At 39.3% G+C, this 14,990-nt stretch carries 16 protein-coding genes; 6 read left to right on the forward strand and 10 right to left on the reverse strand.

Features of this window, described 5'->3' with window-relative positions; genetic code table 11:
- Nucleotides 1-59: 59 nt before the first annotated feature.
- The 10 genes from G586_RS0115510 to G586_RS25140 all read right to left on the reverse strand — a co-directional run bounded on the left by G586_RS0115510 (nucleotide 60) and on the right by G586_RS25140 (nucleotide 8,378).
- On the reverse strand, nucleotides 60-983 hold the full coding sequence (locus G586_RS0115510; protein ID WP_026528463.1) for a CPBP family intramembrane glutamic endopeptidase: 924 nt from the start codon (nucleotides 981-983) through the stop codon (nucleotides 60-62).
- A gap of 73 nt (nucleotides 984-1,056) precedes the next feature.
- The gene (locus G586_RS0115515) at nucleotides 1,057-1,254 is read right to left on the reverse strand and encodes a PTS ascorbate transporter subunit IIC (RefSeq protein ID WP_026528464.1); all 198 of its coding nucleotides are present in this window, start codon (nucleotides 1,252-1,254) and stop codon (nucleotides 1,057-1,059) included.
- Complete coding sequence (locus tag G586_RS0115520) at nucleotides 1,254-2,285, reverse strand: SPFH domain-containing protein (protein ID WP_026528465.1); 1,032 nt, start codon at nucleotides 2,283-2,285, stop codon at nucleotides 1,254-1,256. Before G586_RS0115520 ends, G586_RS0115515 begins: the two co-directional genes overlap by 1 nt.
- 198 nt (nucleotides 2,286-2,483) lie before the next feature.
- Entirely contained in the window at nucleotides 2,484-2,690 is a 207-nt protein-coding gene (locus G586_RS0115525) for a hypothetical protein (protein WP_035773430.1), read from the reverse strand.
- Nucleotides 2,691-2,809: 119 nt separating this feature from the next.
- The gene (locus G586_RS25135; protein ID WP_051204839.1) at nucleotides 2,810-4,441 is read right to left on the reverse strand and encodes an ATP-binding protein; all 1,632 of its coding nucleotides are present in this window, start codon (nucleotides 4,439-4,441) and stop codon (nucleotides 2,810-2,812) included.
- Between the two features lie 20 nt (nucleotides 4,442-4,461).
- Nucleotides 4,462-5,214 (reverse strand): LytR/AlgR family response regulator transcription factor, encoded by a 753-nt coding sequence (locus G586_RS0115535; protein WP_081674407.1) that lies wholly within the window; start codon nucleotides 5,212-5,214, stop codon nucleotides 4,462-4,464.
- A 135-nt stretch (nucleotides 5,215-5,349) separates the two neighbouring features.
- Complete coding sequence (locus G586_RS0115540; protein ID WP_026528468.1) at nucleotides 5,350-6,150, reverse strand: alpha/beta hydrolase; 801 nt, start codon at nucleotides 6,148-6,150, stop codon at nucleotides 5,350-5,352.
- A gap of 9 nt (nucleotides 6,151-6,159) precedes the next feature.
- Nucleotides 6,160-6,792, reverse strand: coding sequence for an Hpt domain-containing protein (locus G586_RS0115545; protein WP_196811622.1), 633 nt, complete (start codon nucleotides 6,790-6,792; stop codon nucleotides 6,160-6,162).
- A 72-nt stretch (nucleotides 6,793-6,864) separates the two neighbouring features.
- The gene (locus tag G586_RS0115550; protein WP_026494889.1) at nucleotides 6,865-7,089 is read right to left on the reverse strand and encodes a DUF6718 family protein; all 225 of its coding nucleotides are present in this window, start codon (nucleotides 7,087-7,089) and stop codon (nucleotides 6,865-6,867) included.
- A 419-nt stretch (nucleotides 7,090-7,508) separates the two neighbouring features.
- Nucleotides 7,509-8,378 (reverse strand): Ig-like domain-containing protein, encoded by an 870-nt coding sequence (locus G586_RS25140; RefSeq protein WP_026528470.1) that lies wholly within the window; start codon nucleotides 8,376-8,378, stop codon nucleotides 7,509-7,511.
- Nucleotides 8,379-9,212: 834 nt separating this feature from the next.
- Between G586_RS25140 and G586_RS0115560 the strand changes: the two genes are divergently transcribed.
- The 6 genes from G586_RS0115560 to G586_RS25735 all read left to right on the forward strand — a co-directional run.
- Entirely contained in the window at nucleotides 9,213-9,671 is a 459-nt protein-coding gene (locus G586_RS0115560) for a PBECR2 nuclease fold domain-containing protein (protein ID WP_026528471.1), read from the forward strand.
- Nucleotides 9,672-10,498: 827 nt separating this feature from the next.
- Nucleotides 10,499-11,404 carry a DUF5688 family protein gene (locus tag G586_RS0115565; protein ID WP_026528472.1) on the forward strand — a complete coding sequence of 302 codons (906 nt, stop codon included), beginning with the start codon at nucleotides 10,499-10,501 and terminating at the stop codon, nucleotides 11,402-11,404.
- A gap of 60 nt (nucleotides 11,405-11,464) precedes the next feature.
- The gene (locus G586_RS0115570) at nucleotides 11,465-12,463 is read left to right on the forward strand and encodes an AAA family ATPase (RefSeq protein WP_026528473.1); all 999 of its coding nucleotides are present in this window, start codon (nucleotides 11,465-11,467) and stop codon (nucleotides 12,461-12,463) included.
- 14 nt (nucleotides 12,464-12,477) lie between these two features.
- Nucleotides 12,478-12,834, forward strand: a complete 357-nt coding sequence (locus tag G586_RS0115575; RefSeq protein WP_026528474.1) for a hypothetical protein — start codon at nucleotides 12,478-12,480, stop codon at nucleotides 12,832-12,834.
- 564 nt (nucleotides 12,835-13,398) lie between these two features.
- Nucleotides 13,399-14,703, forward strand: coding sequence for a tyrosine-type recombinase/integrase (locus tag G586_RS0115580; protein WP_026528475.1), 1,305 nt, complete (start codon nucleotides 13,399-13,401; stop codon nucleotides 14,701-14,703).
- A 96-nt stretch (nucleotides 14,704-14,799) separates the two neighbouring features.
- Nucleotides 14,800-14,990, forward strand: a 191-nt coding sequence (locus G586_RS25735) for a transposase zinc-binding domain-containing protein (RefSeq protein ID WP_081674409.1), incomplete at its 3' end; no start/stop codon positions are given.

Genomic DNA, 14,990 nt, shown 5'->3' on the forward strand with positions numbered 1-14,990 from the left:
ATTATAAAAATACGCTAAACTTCGAAGCAGCCTGCATTTGTTTACTTTGTGCTTAATATTCATTCCACTACTTCTTTTCTCTGAATAGCATTTCTGCTAATAAAAACCAGTATGACCGCGAGAACAATTAGTGGCAATCCTGCCAAAAAACCATTGGGAACAGGTCCAAGGAGTCTGTTTGAGGCGGATGCTGATGTTGTCATTACAATTGGAATTGTAGCAGCTGCATTTATAGCACCGTGGACAATTGACGGAAACCAGATGCATCCGGTCTTTTCATATACATAGTCGCACAAGATTCCTGTAGCCACGGTGAAAATACAAAATACCGGCATCCCAAGAATAGGTGCTCCTATATAGTCTGTTCCGTATTCATATCCGGTAAGCAGTATCAGCGGCCAGTGCCACATTCCCCAGATTATTCCGCCGATTATGAGGCCCTTGACTCTTCCGAATTTTTCCTTGAGAACAGGATACATATAGCCTCGCCATCCTACTTCTTCTCCAAGTGCCAGAATCGAATTTATGATTGGCGCATAGGTTATCGAGCATACTATCTGGATAACTAAATAGGTGGTAAATGATATACCCTGACTTGACAACTGTTCCATTGCTTCAGGTCCTACCATCTCAGTAAGAGTTGCTCCGGTAAGATCAAGGTGTCCCGGAAATACAAGGAAATAAAGAGCTGCTCCAAGTGTTGTAACAATCGCAGGTGAAAACCAGGAAAACAACAGTGTTCCGATATTCCCTTTAAGCTGAGGCTTAAAGCCAATTCCCTTTAACTTCACACCTGCAAGGATTGTAGCTAAAAGAGGAACATACATTACCGCCATCATGATAACCTGGCCAATCATTGGAACCATACTACCGGTACTATCACCGGAGCTTGTTATCCTCCATACTATTATCTGCATGATCCATGCTATTCCGAAGGACCATCCAAGATATTTGAAAAGCGTCTTATTATCTGATTTAGTCATTTTATGCCTCCTGTGATATGCACTAAGCAAAACATTATGTCCGGGTGAGCTGCCGGTAAAGTCAGCCCACTTATCACTTTATGTCGAATTCCGGAGCTTCATCCAAATGCTCCGATACATATTTTCCATCCTTTTTCCTCTGCTTTACGCATTCGGTTAAAAGGTATTCTATCTGGCCGTTGACTGAGCGGAAGTCATCTTCAGCCCAGGCAGCTATTGCATCGTACAGCTTCGCACTCAATCTAAGCGGCACTTGTTTTTTCTCAGCCATTAGTAGAGACTTCCTGAGTTAACCACAGGCTGTGCGTCGTGGTTACCACAGAGAACTACGAGGAGGTTAGATACCATGGCTGCCTTGCGCTCCTCATCAAGTTCAACGAGTTCCTTCTCGTTAAGGCGCTCAAGTGCAAGCTCTACCATTCCGACTGCGCCGTCTACTATAAGCTTTCTGGCATCTACTACTGCTGCAGCCTGCTGTCTCTGAAGCATTGCTGCTGCAATTTCAGGTGCATAAGCAAGGTATGTGATTCTGGCATCAACAATCTCAAGGCCTGCATCCTTAACCTTCTCCTGAATCTCATCCATGATCTTTCTGGCAACAACCTCTGTTGATCCGCGAAGACTACCGTCATCGGCCTGACCATCGCCTGTTGTATCTACGTTCTCAGTTACATCGTAAGGATAAAGCTTTACAACATTTCTTACTGCAGTGTCGCACTGAAGAGAAAGGTACTCTTTGTAGTTGTCTACCGAGAATACAGCCTTAGCTGTATCTGTAACCTTCCACATAACTGCAACTGCGATTTCTACAGGATTACCTAAAACATCGTTGACCTTCTGTCTTGAGTTTGAAAGTGTCATAACCTTAAGCGATATCTTCTTGTTAGAAGCAGCTTCAAAATTCACTGCCTCAGTTCCTGTAACAAGTGTAAGCTTGCCCTTTTTATCATCAGAGATGTCACCGCTCTGTCCGAGCTTTGTTGCTGCTGCAGGGTTTACTGCTGTGCAGAAGGGATTTACAAAGTAGAATCCGTCTTCCTTGATTGTTCCCACATACTTACCAAAAAGTGTAAGCACGAGAGCTTCACCGGGCTTAAGAACCTTAAGTCCAAGGAAGGGAAACCATCCCAGGGCTGTATATATGCAGCCAAGAACAAGTAGTGCTACATATACCCCGCTTCCACCATCATCCAGCTGAATCGCCGAAAAGACGATCAATGCTATCGCTGCGGCATACAAAATTGTGAATGCTAAAAGTGCCGTCATTCCATTTTTCTTTCCTGTATAAAGTTCTTCTCGAATATTCTCTGTCATATTGATTACCTCCATCAATTTGATTACCTTTGATATCATTATGATATCATACTGATTTATTTTGTAAACTTCCAATTTGGCAAAATAGAGAAATAAAAAAGGCGAATCGTTTCCATCGCAAGTCCGATTCACCTTATATATCCGCACTTTATAGCATCAGATACAAAACATTCATATAAAAGTTTCCTAATCAATCATAATTTTGGGCCATTTACATATTCCGACCTCAAGTACTCTCTCCTCTTTCAGATGAAAGTCAGCGTATTTACAATACCAGCATCCCTTTATGCTGGGAATAGCATCATCGCGTGGGGTATATGCCGGGCAAATATCACAGGGCCACACACTTCCTTCTCTTTTCGGTATATTATATATGTTTTTCACATCATCCATAATAAATCCTCGTAATTCATGAATATATTATTTACTGTTAATAATAAGATATCACCCCAAAAATTGAAGGACCTCTATCGCACGGAATCGGAATTATTTTACACTGATTCAATTTTGATTCAATTTATGACCATGCGAACCTTAAATACTTTATCTTCAGCAATATACCTTATCTCGCTGTCAGTTTCCTGAACAAATGCTATGATACTTTTCGTACCTATGCCATGACCATCCTCGTTGGAAAAAGGATGCCCCTCCTCATTAAGTTCGACCTTCTTTTCACAGGAATTGGATACCTCAAGAAGGAGCTGCCCCTTGAATTTGGCTGTAATGTCAATGAAGCGATCTCTTTCCGGAACCTTCTCGCAGGCATGTATGGCATTTTCCAAAAGATTACTTATAGCTATTGCGAGCTTCATTTCATCAACACCGGGCTCGAACGGAATATTTGTGGATGCATTTACCTTGATCTTCTGCCTCTCTGCAAGTGAGATGTAATGTGTAAGTGCTGCATTTACAGTAGTATTTTCGCAGAAGCGCTTTGAGCTTCGAGGTTCCTGTGAAAGACGTTCCTTTAAACATTCCCTTGCTTCATCAATTTTTCCATCCTGTAATAATGAATAGAGAAGTGCTTCAAAGTGTCTCCTGTCATGCCTCATGGCTCGGTCCTGCCGCATGAGTTCCTCTGTGGTAAGCAGGCGATCCTTCATGTTTCTGGCTGCCATCTCCAGTATCTCGGCATCAGCCTTAAGCTTATACTCCTTGAGCTTAAGAACCGTGGAATCAACCATTGCATATAGTACTCCGAGAGTTTCTCCGCCACCCTCCAAAACGTTGGACTCAGGTGTATAGATTCTATTGTTTACGGTTATGGTATTTTCATGAATAATCGCATATTCGATGTCAGAAGCCACTTTCTGCGGATCAGTCTCAAGCTCAGGAAAAAGCTTCAGTGCAGGTTCATTATAGTATTGCACCTTTCCGTCATTATCCACTGCCACGATTCCCTCACTTAGTCTGTCTATCATATAATCTCTGGCTATATCAATGATTCCCAGAAGATTACATTTAAAGATTGCCAAATACATAAATACAGTAAGTATTACATTTCCTATCATGGTAATGTCAAATAGCTCGGAAATAGGCAGAATTCTCGATATCTGAAGAAGATAGCACACTGTCTCAATAATAAAAGCCGATATCACTATTATGTGCCTTTTCCTGCTGGCAGCGCTTTTTTGCCTTTTAAGCGACAAAAAGAGCCACGACATCCCTGCCACTATATAAATAATCTGAAGCTGTATAAAGAAATGATGCATTATTCCATTTTGATGTCGTAGTACCGGGATGCCTCTGTTTATGCTAAAAGACAGCTTTTTGTAATACAGATTGGTCTGACCGATTGTAAGAATCGACGCATACACGATCACATGGAAAAAAATCAATATTCTTTTTACATTAATAGGAATTTTGATATGGCAAAATTCAGCCGCAAACATCATAAGCGAAAATGCTATCCAGACACGTCCAGCATAAGAAAACTTAAGAGCAGCCTTATATGCCTCCATAGATGTAGCCTGCTGTTCCAGCGTATATCCAAGGTGATTTACCAAAATCACGATACAGCTAAGCAGCAGGTACGCATGAAGCTGATTTTTCAGATTTCTGAAAATTATGCAGCTTTCGATAAACAGACCCAAAACACTTATATACAGTATTGTAACGATAACCGTTTGAATATTCGTCATCATCTCGTTTGTACCCGCTTACTTTAAAATCTGTAATCCATATAACTGTCCATAACCTCGGCATATCTGCTCTTTGACACAGGCAGATTTTCATTGTTACGGAGCGTTATATCTGTTTTGGTAAGCTTATCAACAGCTGCTATATTAACTGCTATTGATTCATGGCAGCGGACAAATTCTTTTCCGGGATGATTTTCATCAAGATACTCAGAAAAGCCTATTCTTAATGTGGGAGGCGATACGATCTCGCCAGAATCAAGATGATAAGAAACAACGTGGTTGCGATATTCAATATAAAGAATGTCATCTAAATGAATTGTTCTAAAGCCGCCCCTAACCTTAATCGTAGTACTCTTTTCCTTGCCAAGGCTGACATGGGTCAGAGCAAGATCAAGTGTAGCAAAGAGCTTTTCTTTGTCTATCGGTTTTAAAATATAGTTGATAGGATTAACGTCAAAAGACTCAAGAGCATATGAACTCTCAGAAGTAGCAAAGATGATCTGCGCATCAGGCTGATTCCATCTAAGCTCTCTTGCAGCCTGAATACCGCTTACCATCGGCATAACAATATCAAGAATATAAATGTGAGGTCTGAAATGCTCACATTCCTCAAGCAGTGAATCAGGATGATCAAATACCTTTACCTGCGCATGAAGATTCTTCTCCTTAAGATAGTCTGTCACAAGACCGTGCACCCTCTCACGATCCATTTTATCATCGTCGCACATAGCGATGCGAAGCATTGATTCATCCATTGTGTTATTTTCTGCAGCCATAGCATTTACCCCCTAATGCTTTTAATTATAAAAATGATAACACAAAACTAAATAAAACAGACCGAACCTGCACGGATTTCGGTCTGTTTTGCACTGAACCTTGCTTCAGGAGTTTTGTACTTCATTATTTACTTCTCAGTTTTTTCCAAGCACCCATTCAACGCCATTAAAAATGTATTTATTCCAGAAGTTCCAGTCATGGATTCCGGGGCCCTCTTCGTACTTAAGATCAGCGCCATTCTCCTCGAAGAATCTTCTTGTAACCTGGTTGTTCTCATAGAGGAAGTCCTCAGTTCCAACTGCCATATAGATAGGAGGGATTCTCTTACCGCCTTCCTTAAGCTTTTTAAATAAGTACTCAGGGTTGGCATCTGTCTCCTCAATGCCCTCAAGCTCACCGAATACCTCGTGATAGTACTCGTAGTTAGCAACTTCATTGCCCTGACCGGGTTTCATTGTTGCAAGCTCATGAATGATAAGAGCTGATGACAGCGCAACTATTCCGCCAAAGGTCTCGGGATAAGCAAGTCCTGTGTGCAGTGCTCCGAAGCCTCCCATGGAAAGTCCGCCGATAAGCGTATCCTCTCTCTTATCTGAAAGTCCAAAGAGCTTTCTTGTGAAATCTACAACCTCTTTTCCGGCATATGTACCGAACTGGCATCCTGTTGCCTTTCTGTCGAGATAAAAATTGTTACCTGCGGTTATCATGATAACTGCAAGGTTGTAACGAGTTGCTACGTCCTCAGCAACACCGTTATAGAGCCAGTCGCTGTCATTACCCGAATATCCGTGAAGCAGATATAATGTCTTCATCGGACGCTTGTAATGCGGATTTTCCCCAATCATTATCTCCGGAACATCCACAGGTAATACATAGCTAATATTTACCTGTCCGCTAAGTGATGCCGAATTAAATCTAAGTTTTCCTGCTGCCATTTTCTCCTCCTAATACCCTCTTTTGTTTTTCTCCGAAATGATATTCAACATATCATCCCATTGCATATTGATAAGAAATTTATCAAGCTTTTCTATTATAAGCGCGTCAGCCTCCGGAAGTCTATATTCCTTAAGGCTTTCAAGTATCATTTCCACGGCATCATAGTCCTGCATTGGAATGACCTCTGAAAGAGCGTTATAAGCATCCTGTAGTTCCTCATTGGGAATATCCTTTTTGGAATCGCCTTGTGAATCACCTTTACTGTCCAAAATAGAAAGCTTTTTGATGTAACTTCTGAAAAGCTCGATGAATTTTGCGTGATTGTCCCTGATAAATTCGATATCACCGGATCTTCCCGCTTCTTCAAGCGAGAGTGCAAAATCTGACAGTTCAAGAGCACCTATTATCCTGGAAGTGCTCTTTAGCGAATGAACCTTTGATGTATAGGTGGTAAAGTCACCATTTGAATATGCAGCTTCAATATCAGATGCCTTAACCTCTATACTGTTATAGAAACTATTCAGAAATTTAATAAAGGCAGCCTCGCTGCCACAAAAATACAATCCGTCCCGGGTATTCGAACCACTTCTCGCTACGCAAATACCAGTAAAATAGCGGATGTTCATGATGTCACAGCCCAAATGTATTCAAAATGTATTCAAAAAATCTAAGTCAGCTATCTACCGCACAGCGGAAAGATGCTGACTTATTTTTTACATATTCATCACTGCTTCTTTAAGCTCATCCTCTGTCTTCACAAAGCTGTAAGGCTCATATTCTCCATACGCAGCTGGTCTGCTTATTGTAACAAGCTGTATTCTTTCCAATCCAACTTTTGAAATCAATTCTTTTTTTAAAGCTACAAGTGCCGGACCATGCTTTGTTTTATAAGCAATACAGCCTCGCTTATTTATATCTTTAGCTACAAGATAACACATTCTTAAGCATCTCCTCAAAATCCAATAGTTGTATTGTATCCATAACAAAATCCTTATTTAGTGTTAGCTTTAATATATCATAGTCAGGTTTTTTCGACACTCAAGCCATGACAGCTCATTACAATTTGAAATGTGTCTGATAATCAAGTACTGTAGAAAATGATTATGACATGTCATAATCCAGAAACACTCTATAATTCTTTACTAGATGATCATTAAAATCCGCTTGTGAAGCCGATTATGACACATTATGACATTGTCATAGCATGTCATAATCCGATATTTATGCATATTTCAACAATATTGAGATGATATGTTTTTTGTAGTACGTGCAAGCCGAATGATTACACTGATTGATAAGATTGCATAAAAAATATCCACACCGACGGATTTTATCCGCAGAGTGGGGGAATGCTTTGTTATTCATATCTAGTTGCAATCCATTTTAAAGGATAAGAACCAACGGGTACGAATTCAGTATCACTTTGCTGAAGCCAAAAGGCTAATGTTGTTGCTGATGTTATCTTATATTGTCTGCCCCACAAAACAGTACCGGCACCTTCTGCCGTTGTGATCATATCTCCGTTTCGTGCAATAACTATTCCACCGTGAGGTCCAGCGGGTCCTACATAACCCACAACATCACCGATTTTGATGTCATACAGATTGTTGTGCATACGGATAGGCGCTGTCACACCAAATACTGTGTCCTGAAGAAGTGCAGCAAATGCACCACAAGCCTGAGTCGGTTCAGTATTGTACCATAAATATGTTTTTTCCATACCCCATGGCATACCCTCGGGGTATTGGGATTTTAGTGCCATGAGTTTTGCTTGAGCTTCAGCTTCCGTGAGCTGAACAATTTCTTCTTTATCTGTTTCATATCCGCAGACTTTGCATCTCTTGCATCTGTATGCGACGTGTTCTGCTGTTGCAGGAACGGTTGTTTCTACATATTTGTGCCGTTTGCAAAGAACTGAAAGCTGACACTTGTAGGTCTTGCCACCAACTTTAGCCTTGATGGTTGTCTTACCAGGCTTCTTGCCAGTTACGACACCCTTGTTTGAAACAGTGGCGATCTTCTTTTTGGAAGAAGACCATTTGACTTTAGCACCTTTAGCACCTTTGATTTTGAGCTTTGTGGTCTTTCCTACTTTAACTGTTGCTTCTGTCTTGTTGAGCTTTACTGCAGCTTCGACTGTTACGGGATTTATGATGCTGAGTGTGAGCGTAAGCATCAGAACAGAGAAGAGGTAGGAAAGTAATGATTTGTTGTTTGCCTTTTTCATAACTTGTTTCTCCTTACATTCTGACAAGCAAACTTTGCTTATCAAAATTATATTTATCTTATTATTTTTATCTATAATAAAAAGTAACCCATTCCGGTGCTTCTTTTGGGTTACTTTTTCATGTTCAATGTCATTATGACATATTATGACATTGTCATAGCATGTCATAATGGAATAATTAGCCCATGTAAGTATATCCAAAGGGGTTACTTTTAAAAAATTAACCCATATAGGGACACTAAAGGGGCTACTTAAAATAAATAGCCCCTTTGGAGACCCTCATGTTGCATTATTATATCACAGCGACAAGGATTAATAAATACACGTCTTAACTTAATGCGATGCATGAAAACAAATTATAAAAGAGATTCCGTTTTTTTCTGTAGGACAGCTTTATCATTTTTCATTGCCATTTTTCAGAACTCACATTCGATTATGACATGTCATAATATGTCATAATCCAGTAATACTCTGCTATCCCGCTCTTGGCCACTCATACATTCCGCTTGTGGAGCCGATTATGACATGATATGACATTTTTGATATATGTCATACCAGAAATAAGTAGCCCATTCAGGTATATCCAAATGGGTTACTTTTAAATAATTAACCCATATCGGGACACTAAAGGGGCTACTTATAATAAATAGCCCCTTTGGAGACCCTCATGTTGCGAGAAACTTTTTTATATTTTCATTTGTTATCCAGGCTACTTGGTGCAAAATGAAGAAACTTTAGATAAATATGTTTACCACAATAAAATATTATTCTTGTACCAATGGTGCAGGCATCCATATAATATAATGCGACATCAAATTAAGGAATGTAACATAAATGAAAAGATGTACAGAATTATCAGTCGAGCAAATACTTAAAGAAAAGTGCATATCAATTGGAACAATCCCAAAAGAGATTGCAGAATTCATTACAACTAAAAAGCCTGGTCTTCATATAGATACTACGTCAGAAATATCATTTTGGGATAATCGTATTACACATACTGAAAATCATAAAGATGATTTTATGTCCGATATAATGTATGAGGACTGTTTCAGATCGATTCCTGACTTCATCAAAAATCCTGATGTAATAAGTATAAAAAAAGACAACAGCAGCATTTCGTTTATCAAGAGGTTGACACAGGATATAAGTGTTGTTGTCAGGATCACTAACAAAGGAACGTATTCTTATCGTACAATGTATCCGCTTATGTCAGCTCAACTTGATAAGTATCTGGCAGACGGAACAGCATGGCAATATCCCAAAAACAATATTGACTCTGAGCATGAATAGGTTATAATGAAATTACCAAGAGATAGAAGCTGAGGACGGAACAGGCAGCCGTCGCGCCCTTGTGGTCTTAAAATGAGATGCTGGATTGCCACCCAGCCTCTTCTATCTTAACGACAAAAAAGTTCCTATCTTCTGTAAATATGCAGAAAGACGAGGAGCTTTTTTGTTGCCTTTTTAACTGCTATGTTGCAATTATTATTGTTCACAAAAAATATCCATCGATATGCCAAAGGCATATTCTTATATCTTCTCTATTACATCACGATTGTGATGTCAATTGTCTCCTTTTTTATCACAGGCGTGTTAAATCTATCTATCAGTAAGCTACACGCCGTACTGCGTTTTTAACTATATATCGTCAATTATATTTCATTATAATGAATCTCATCAGACTTAGAGTGCGTGACATAAGGGTGTTTCAAAACTTAGAGTCGACGATTGCAGAAACGCAGTAATACTGCCCATCTTCTACACGGTATTAGAGACTTAGAGTCGACTTAGAGCCATAAAATATAGCCGGCTCTAAGTCACAAAACGCAGACAGAATCTGGGCTCGAATAAAAAAACAATCTGACCGCACACAATGCGGTCCAAATCCACAAAGAGCATAAGAGTCAGCGACACGCGTTCTAAATGCACAGCATTTAGGCGTGCTCGGCACTGCCGAGGCTGACCGTGACATTCGCTCTATTCTATGTGCATTCTGCACATGTCATTTTTCTTTTTATCGCAACCCTAAAGTGTGCTATCTCGGTTTGCCCATTTTGAAAATGGGCCGGTGGGAATAATGAAACTAATAATAGTCTTTATCCAAAAGGAGGATAAAAATGAACGTAATTACATTTAACGAAACAATCAAAACAAAAGTATCAAACATTCTCGCTGCAAGGCATCTCGATGTAGATGTTAATGTTGAACACCTTACTAAGGCAAATGGTATTGAATATGATGCCTTAACTTTCACCGGAAAAGATATGCTTCAACCTGTGATCAATTTGAATCAGTTCTTCCATTCTTATCAGTGCCACGATGCTGATATTGATGATATTGCAAGTGATATCGCAGATATATATGAAGAATCTGCCCTGCCAGATGACGATTACAAAGTAATCTTTAACTTTGAGCAGGTAAAGAATAATATCTTTCCTTGTCTGTATAACACGGCTATCAACAGCAAAATCTGTGACCAATATATTCATCGTGAATACTTAGACTTATCAATATATTATTATGTCACTCTGCCTATCAAGAATGATGGATCTGGTACCATTCTTATCAGTAGGAAGTTGCTTGATCTCTGGAATATATCAATTGAGGAGTTGGATCAGACAGCCTTCAATAACCTTCATGTAAATAAACATCCTCAAATAACCTCTATGTATGATTTGTTCAAGGATGAAAATAATGAAAAAGATATATCATACATAGATGATCTGTCTCGCAATATGTTCATTCTTTCCTGTAAAAGTGATACCAATGGAGCTATATACATGACAGATACCGGAATATTAGACCAGCTTTCCAGTATGACTTCATCTGATTTAATAATTCTGCCTTCAAGCAGGCATGAGCTGATTGTCCTGCCATCATATCTTATGAAATCACATGCTGAAATAAATGATTTCAGATCAATGGTACACGAAGTCAATTCAACTGTGCTTCGCCCTGAAGACTTCCTCTCTGACAATGTATATTGCTATTCATCAGAGAATCATGAACTTAATATTGCTTAATCCCAAAATGATTGACCGAGCCCGGCGCAAAGCGCTGGGCTCAGAAAGGATAATACCAAAATGTATAATGGAAAACTTAGACCTATAAGTTATGCAACACCATCCATTACAGATAAGGCTTACTATAAACCTGCTTTTTACAAGGACGAATTTGCTATGTACTATGACAATCATGGTGATTCTGAAGTCCTCAAGACTCCTCAAACCATATATGAATACCTTGATACGTATGTCTACGGGCATGACTACTATAAAAAGATGCTTTCTGTTTTTGTATGGAAATGTGTTAAGAATCACCGACCTAACGGTGCTCTCCTTGTTGCAGGGCAATCAGGAAGTGGTAAGACCGAAATGATCCGAGCTTTAAATGAGATATACGACAATATCTATATATGCGATGGTAGCAGCATCACGCCTCAAGGCTATAAGGGAAACAGTAAGCTTTATTCAGGACTTCAAATGTTAGACATGACTAAGGATGCTCCTATGCCCATATGTGTTATAGATGAAGTCGATAAGCTCATTGACAGATCGCAGTCCGGATGGAACGGAACCGGTTTGGTTGCTGAACTTTTAAAGCTCCTTGAAGGAGGCAATGTTAATATCGGTACTGAAGAAAAGCCTAAGATAATTGATACTTCAAGAATTGCCTTCATTTTGCTCGGTTCCTTTTCTTGCCTTGATAATAGACATGCATCTTCACCCATAGGATTTTCTACAGAAAATATCGAGAAAAAGTCACCATCCTTAAATAGAGATGATGTACTATCCATGATTCCACCTGAACTGAAAGGACGTATTGAGCAGACTATCATCCTGGATAGTTTTAATGAGGATGACTATTTCAAGATAATGAAAGATGAGAGATATTCACCTATTAAACGAATAGAGCGCGAATATAGTATATCTATTTCAATATCTAACGAAAAAGTCAAAAAGATATCTCAGGATGCCTTTCTCAATAAAACAGGTGTCAGAAGCATGAATAATGAAATCAACGAATTTGTGAACCAGCAATTTTTTGAAAATCCTTCTATAAAAAAGATACAGATGAATTAAGGAGGCAGAATATAATGGAACTTGCTTTAAAATACGATAATAACCGAATAACAGATGTTCATATCGCTCCTACCAAGGAAGAAAATGTGAAGCAGCTGTATGATTTATCTCAGGAACTACTAATAAAAAATCCTGCTGTTGAATTTGCAGATAAAGCTAAAGCGGGAAAATTCAATACCTTTTCTGAGGATGAATACTCATATGCCATAGATGAGATAGCAGCTATTAATCAGCTGTTCTACTGTGCTGATGATGAAAACAAACAACTAGCAGAAATTAACATTTTCCTACTGCTTGAAAGATTACTCCTTGCATATTTGCGGCATATTGAAATCTATATAAGAGATGTAAAAGTATTTAAGCGTTTGTAAATCCAAAATTCATGCTTTAGCATTGTCTGTAAAATTTGGTAATTTTTACCAACATCTGCCATATTAATATAATATATAGCCCGTTGTTTACTATTCACGAATTTTTACAATTGCTTTAAAAATCGTTGATTTAGTATGTTCTCTATGCGTACAATTAATATTGAGATATAAAAAAACACTAGGAGGTATATAAATACGTCTAGGGACGACGACGGTTCCCCTTCCGCTTGATTCACACTGGGCGGATGGATCTACTGTTGAACAGAACAGCAATAGATCTTCGCCATCGTTGATATGGCTTAACGCTGGATGTGCCATAATCGGACGATGCAGAGCATATGTGGGAAAAACGCTTATAGTTATCAGAATCAATATCTATTTGCCAAGAAGCCTTCAGACTAATTACATAGACTGACTGACCACCTTAACCAGCACCGGAATAGGACCAAATAAGATTTGCAAATGTTTTAACGAAGACATTTGGTCTTGGAACCATTCTATTCCTGTGCGTTTGTTTATACGGGGTGGTTTTTATTTGGCTCTGTAAATAGCTGGAAGGTGATTATGGTACATAGAAACTCATTAACTGTAGAAATTCCTGAAATTGAGTACTATTTTAGAATGGGTTTTTTAAGCCTGACTGACATCATGAACCTCGAGAAGGAGGAACTCATGAACAAATTGTTAAAGAAGGTACATAAATACAAAATCACGCCGCCCAGAAACAAGAATGAGCGGTGGAGCACATACATACCGGATCCTAAGAGTCCACATGGCCGTAAACTTGTAAGGAAGCAAACAGAAACTCAGCTGATCAAATTCCTGCTTGATTTCTATCAAATTGGCGAAGGCCAATCTCAGATGACAGTATCGGAGCTATTCCCAAAGTGGATCGAGTACAAAAGACAATTCATTAATGTCTCAAATTTAAAGCAATCGATATCTCCTTCGACAATAAGACGGTATGAAAGGGAGTTCGATAAATACTTTGCAGACACAGAGCTTGCAGATATGGTAATAAGCGAAATTACTACGCCGCAGCTGCAAAGTATTTTATCAACTATCATAAAGGAAAATCATTTATCGGAGAAAAACGCAAGCAATTTGATTGGATATATCAGGGGAATTTTCGCCTATGCGTATGATAACGAATATATCGAGAAAGACCCTGCTAAACGTATGGACCGCAAGCTTCTTTTATCAGGCTGTAAATTTACTCCGCCAAAAAGTGACCACGAGCGCGTAATCACAGAAGACGAAATAATAGCTTTATCCTTTGCAATAAGAGAACATGAAACCCAGTATCCTCATTATATGCCCGATTATGCCATAGAGCTTGCGCTTCTTACAGGTATGCGCGTCGGGGAGATAGTCTGCATTAAATGGAGCGATATAGATGAAAATCACCATGCGATTCATATCGTAAGGTCAGAGCACCGCTTAGACTACTCGGATAGGCCGTCAGAGATTGTGATAGGCAGAACAAAAAATGGCAAGACACGTACATTCCCTCTTACGTCTCAGATTTCAGAACTCTTGGTCAGGATCAAAGCTCTTAATCACTTCAGTTCAGAAGGGTACATCTTCACTCGTGAGGACGGACACAGATATACCGGACATGACGTTGGCTGTGCCGTATGCCGTAGAGCCAAAGAAGCTGGCATAGATAAAACTTCAATTCACGAGATCAGGCGAACAGTATCATCACACTTGAATACGAAACTCAAAAATGAAACAGTTGGAGAGATGCTCGGCCATAGCGCGCAGGTGAATGCATATTACTATGACTATTCAATCGCCAGCAATTCACAGAAAATGGATGCCGCAGAGTCGCTGTATTCAAATGTATTCAATTCTAAGAAAAAATAAAAGCAATAAAAGTGCCTTCGGCACCTCAACTCCCCTGCCCCTCACTCATGAGGGGTTGGGGTTGTTTTTTGCCTTAAATTCTTCATAATGATATCTATGAAACGTAATACACTACAGGAATTGTTCCGAGATCACTATGAAGAAATTCAATATACGCTCCATCCCAGAAAGACTGAGATGGAAAACATTGATAAAATGATCAATTGTGGCGATCCGTCTTATGGCGGTGCCATGTATGGTTGTGCTGAATGTGGTACTCTCAAGTTCATTCCCTTCCGTTGTCATTC

This window comes from Butyrivibrio sp. VCD2006 (genome assembly GCF_000423925.1).
Classification (GTDB): domain Bacteria; phylum Bacillota; class Clostridia; order Lachnospirales; family Lachnospiraceae; genus Butyrivibrio.

Coding starts and splice junctions, on each gene's coding strand:
- G586_RS0115510 (WP_026528463.1), bottom strand. CDS start 983: ATGACTAAATCAGATAATAAGACGCTTTTCAAATATCTTGGATGGTCC.
- G586_RS0115525 (WP_035773430.1), bottom strand. CDS start 2,690: ATGGATGATGTGAAAAACATATATAATATACCGAAAAGAGAAGGAAGT.
- G586_RS0115540 (WP_026528468.1), bottom strand. CDS start 6,150: ATGGCAGCAGGAAAACTTAGATTTAATTCGGCATCACTTAGCGGACAG.
- G586_RS25135 (WP_051204839.1), bottom strand. CDS start 4,441: ATGATGACGAATATTCAAACGGTTATCGTTACAATACTGTATATAAGT.
- G586_RS0115515 (WP_026528464.1), bottom strand. CDS start 1,254: ATGGCTGAGAAAAAACAAGTGCCGCTTAGATTGAGTGCGAAGCTGTAC.
- G586_RS0115570 (WP_026528473.1), top strand. CDS start 11,465: ATGTATAATGGAAAACTTAGACCTATAAGTTATGCAACACCATCCATT.
- G586_RS0115565 (WP_026528472.1), top strand. CDS start 10,499: ATGAACGTAATTACATTTAACGAAACAATCAAAACAAAAGTATCAAAC.
- G586_RS0115550 (WP_026494889.1), bottom strand. CDS start 7,089: ATGTGTTATCTTGTAGCTAAAGATATAAATAAGCGAGGCTGTATTGCT.
- G586_RS25140 (WP_026528470.1), bottom strand. CDS start 8,378: ATGAAAAAGGCAAACAACAAATCATTACTTTCCTACCTCTTCTCTGTT.
- G586_RS0115580 (WP_026528475.1), top strand. CDS start 13,399: ATGGTACATAGAAACTCATTAACTGTAGAAATTCCTGAAATTGAGTAC.
- G586_RS0115535 (WP_081674407.1), bottom strand. CDS start 5,214: ATGGCTGCAGAAAATAACACAATGGATGAATCAATGCTTCGCATCGCT.
- G586_RS0115575 (WP_026528474.1), top strand. CDS start 12,478: ATGGAACTTGCTTTAAAATACGATAATAACCGAATAACAGATGTTCAT.
- G586_RS0115560 (WP_026528471.1), top strand. CDS start 9,213: ATGAAAAGATGTACAGAATTATCAGTCGAGCAAATACTTAAAGAAAAG.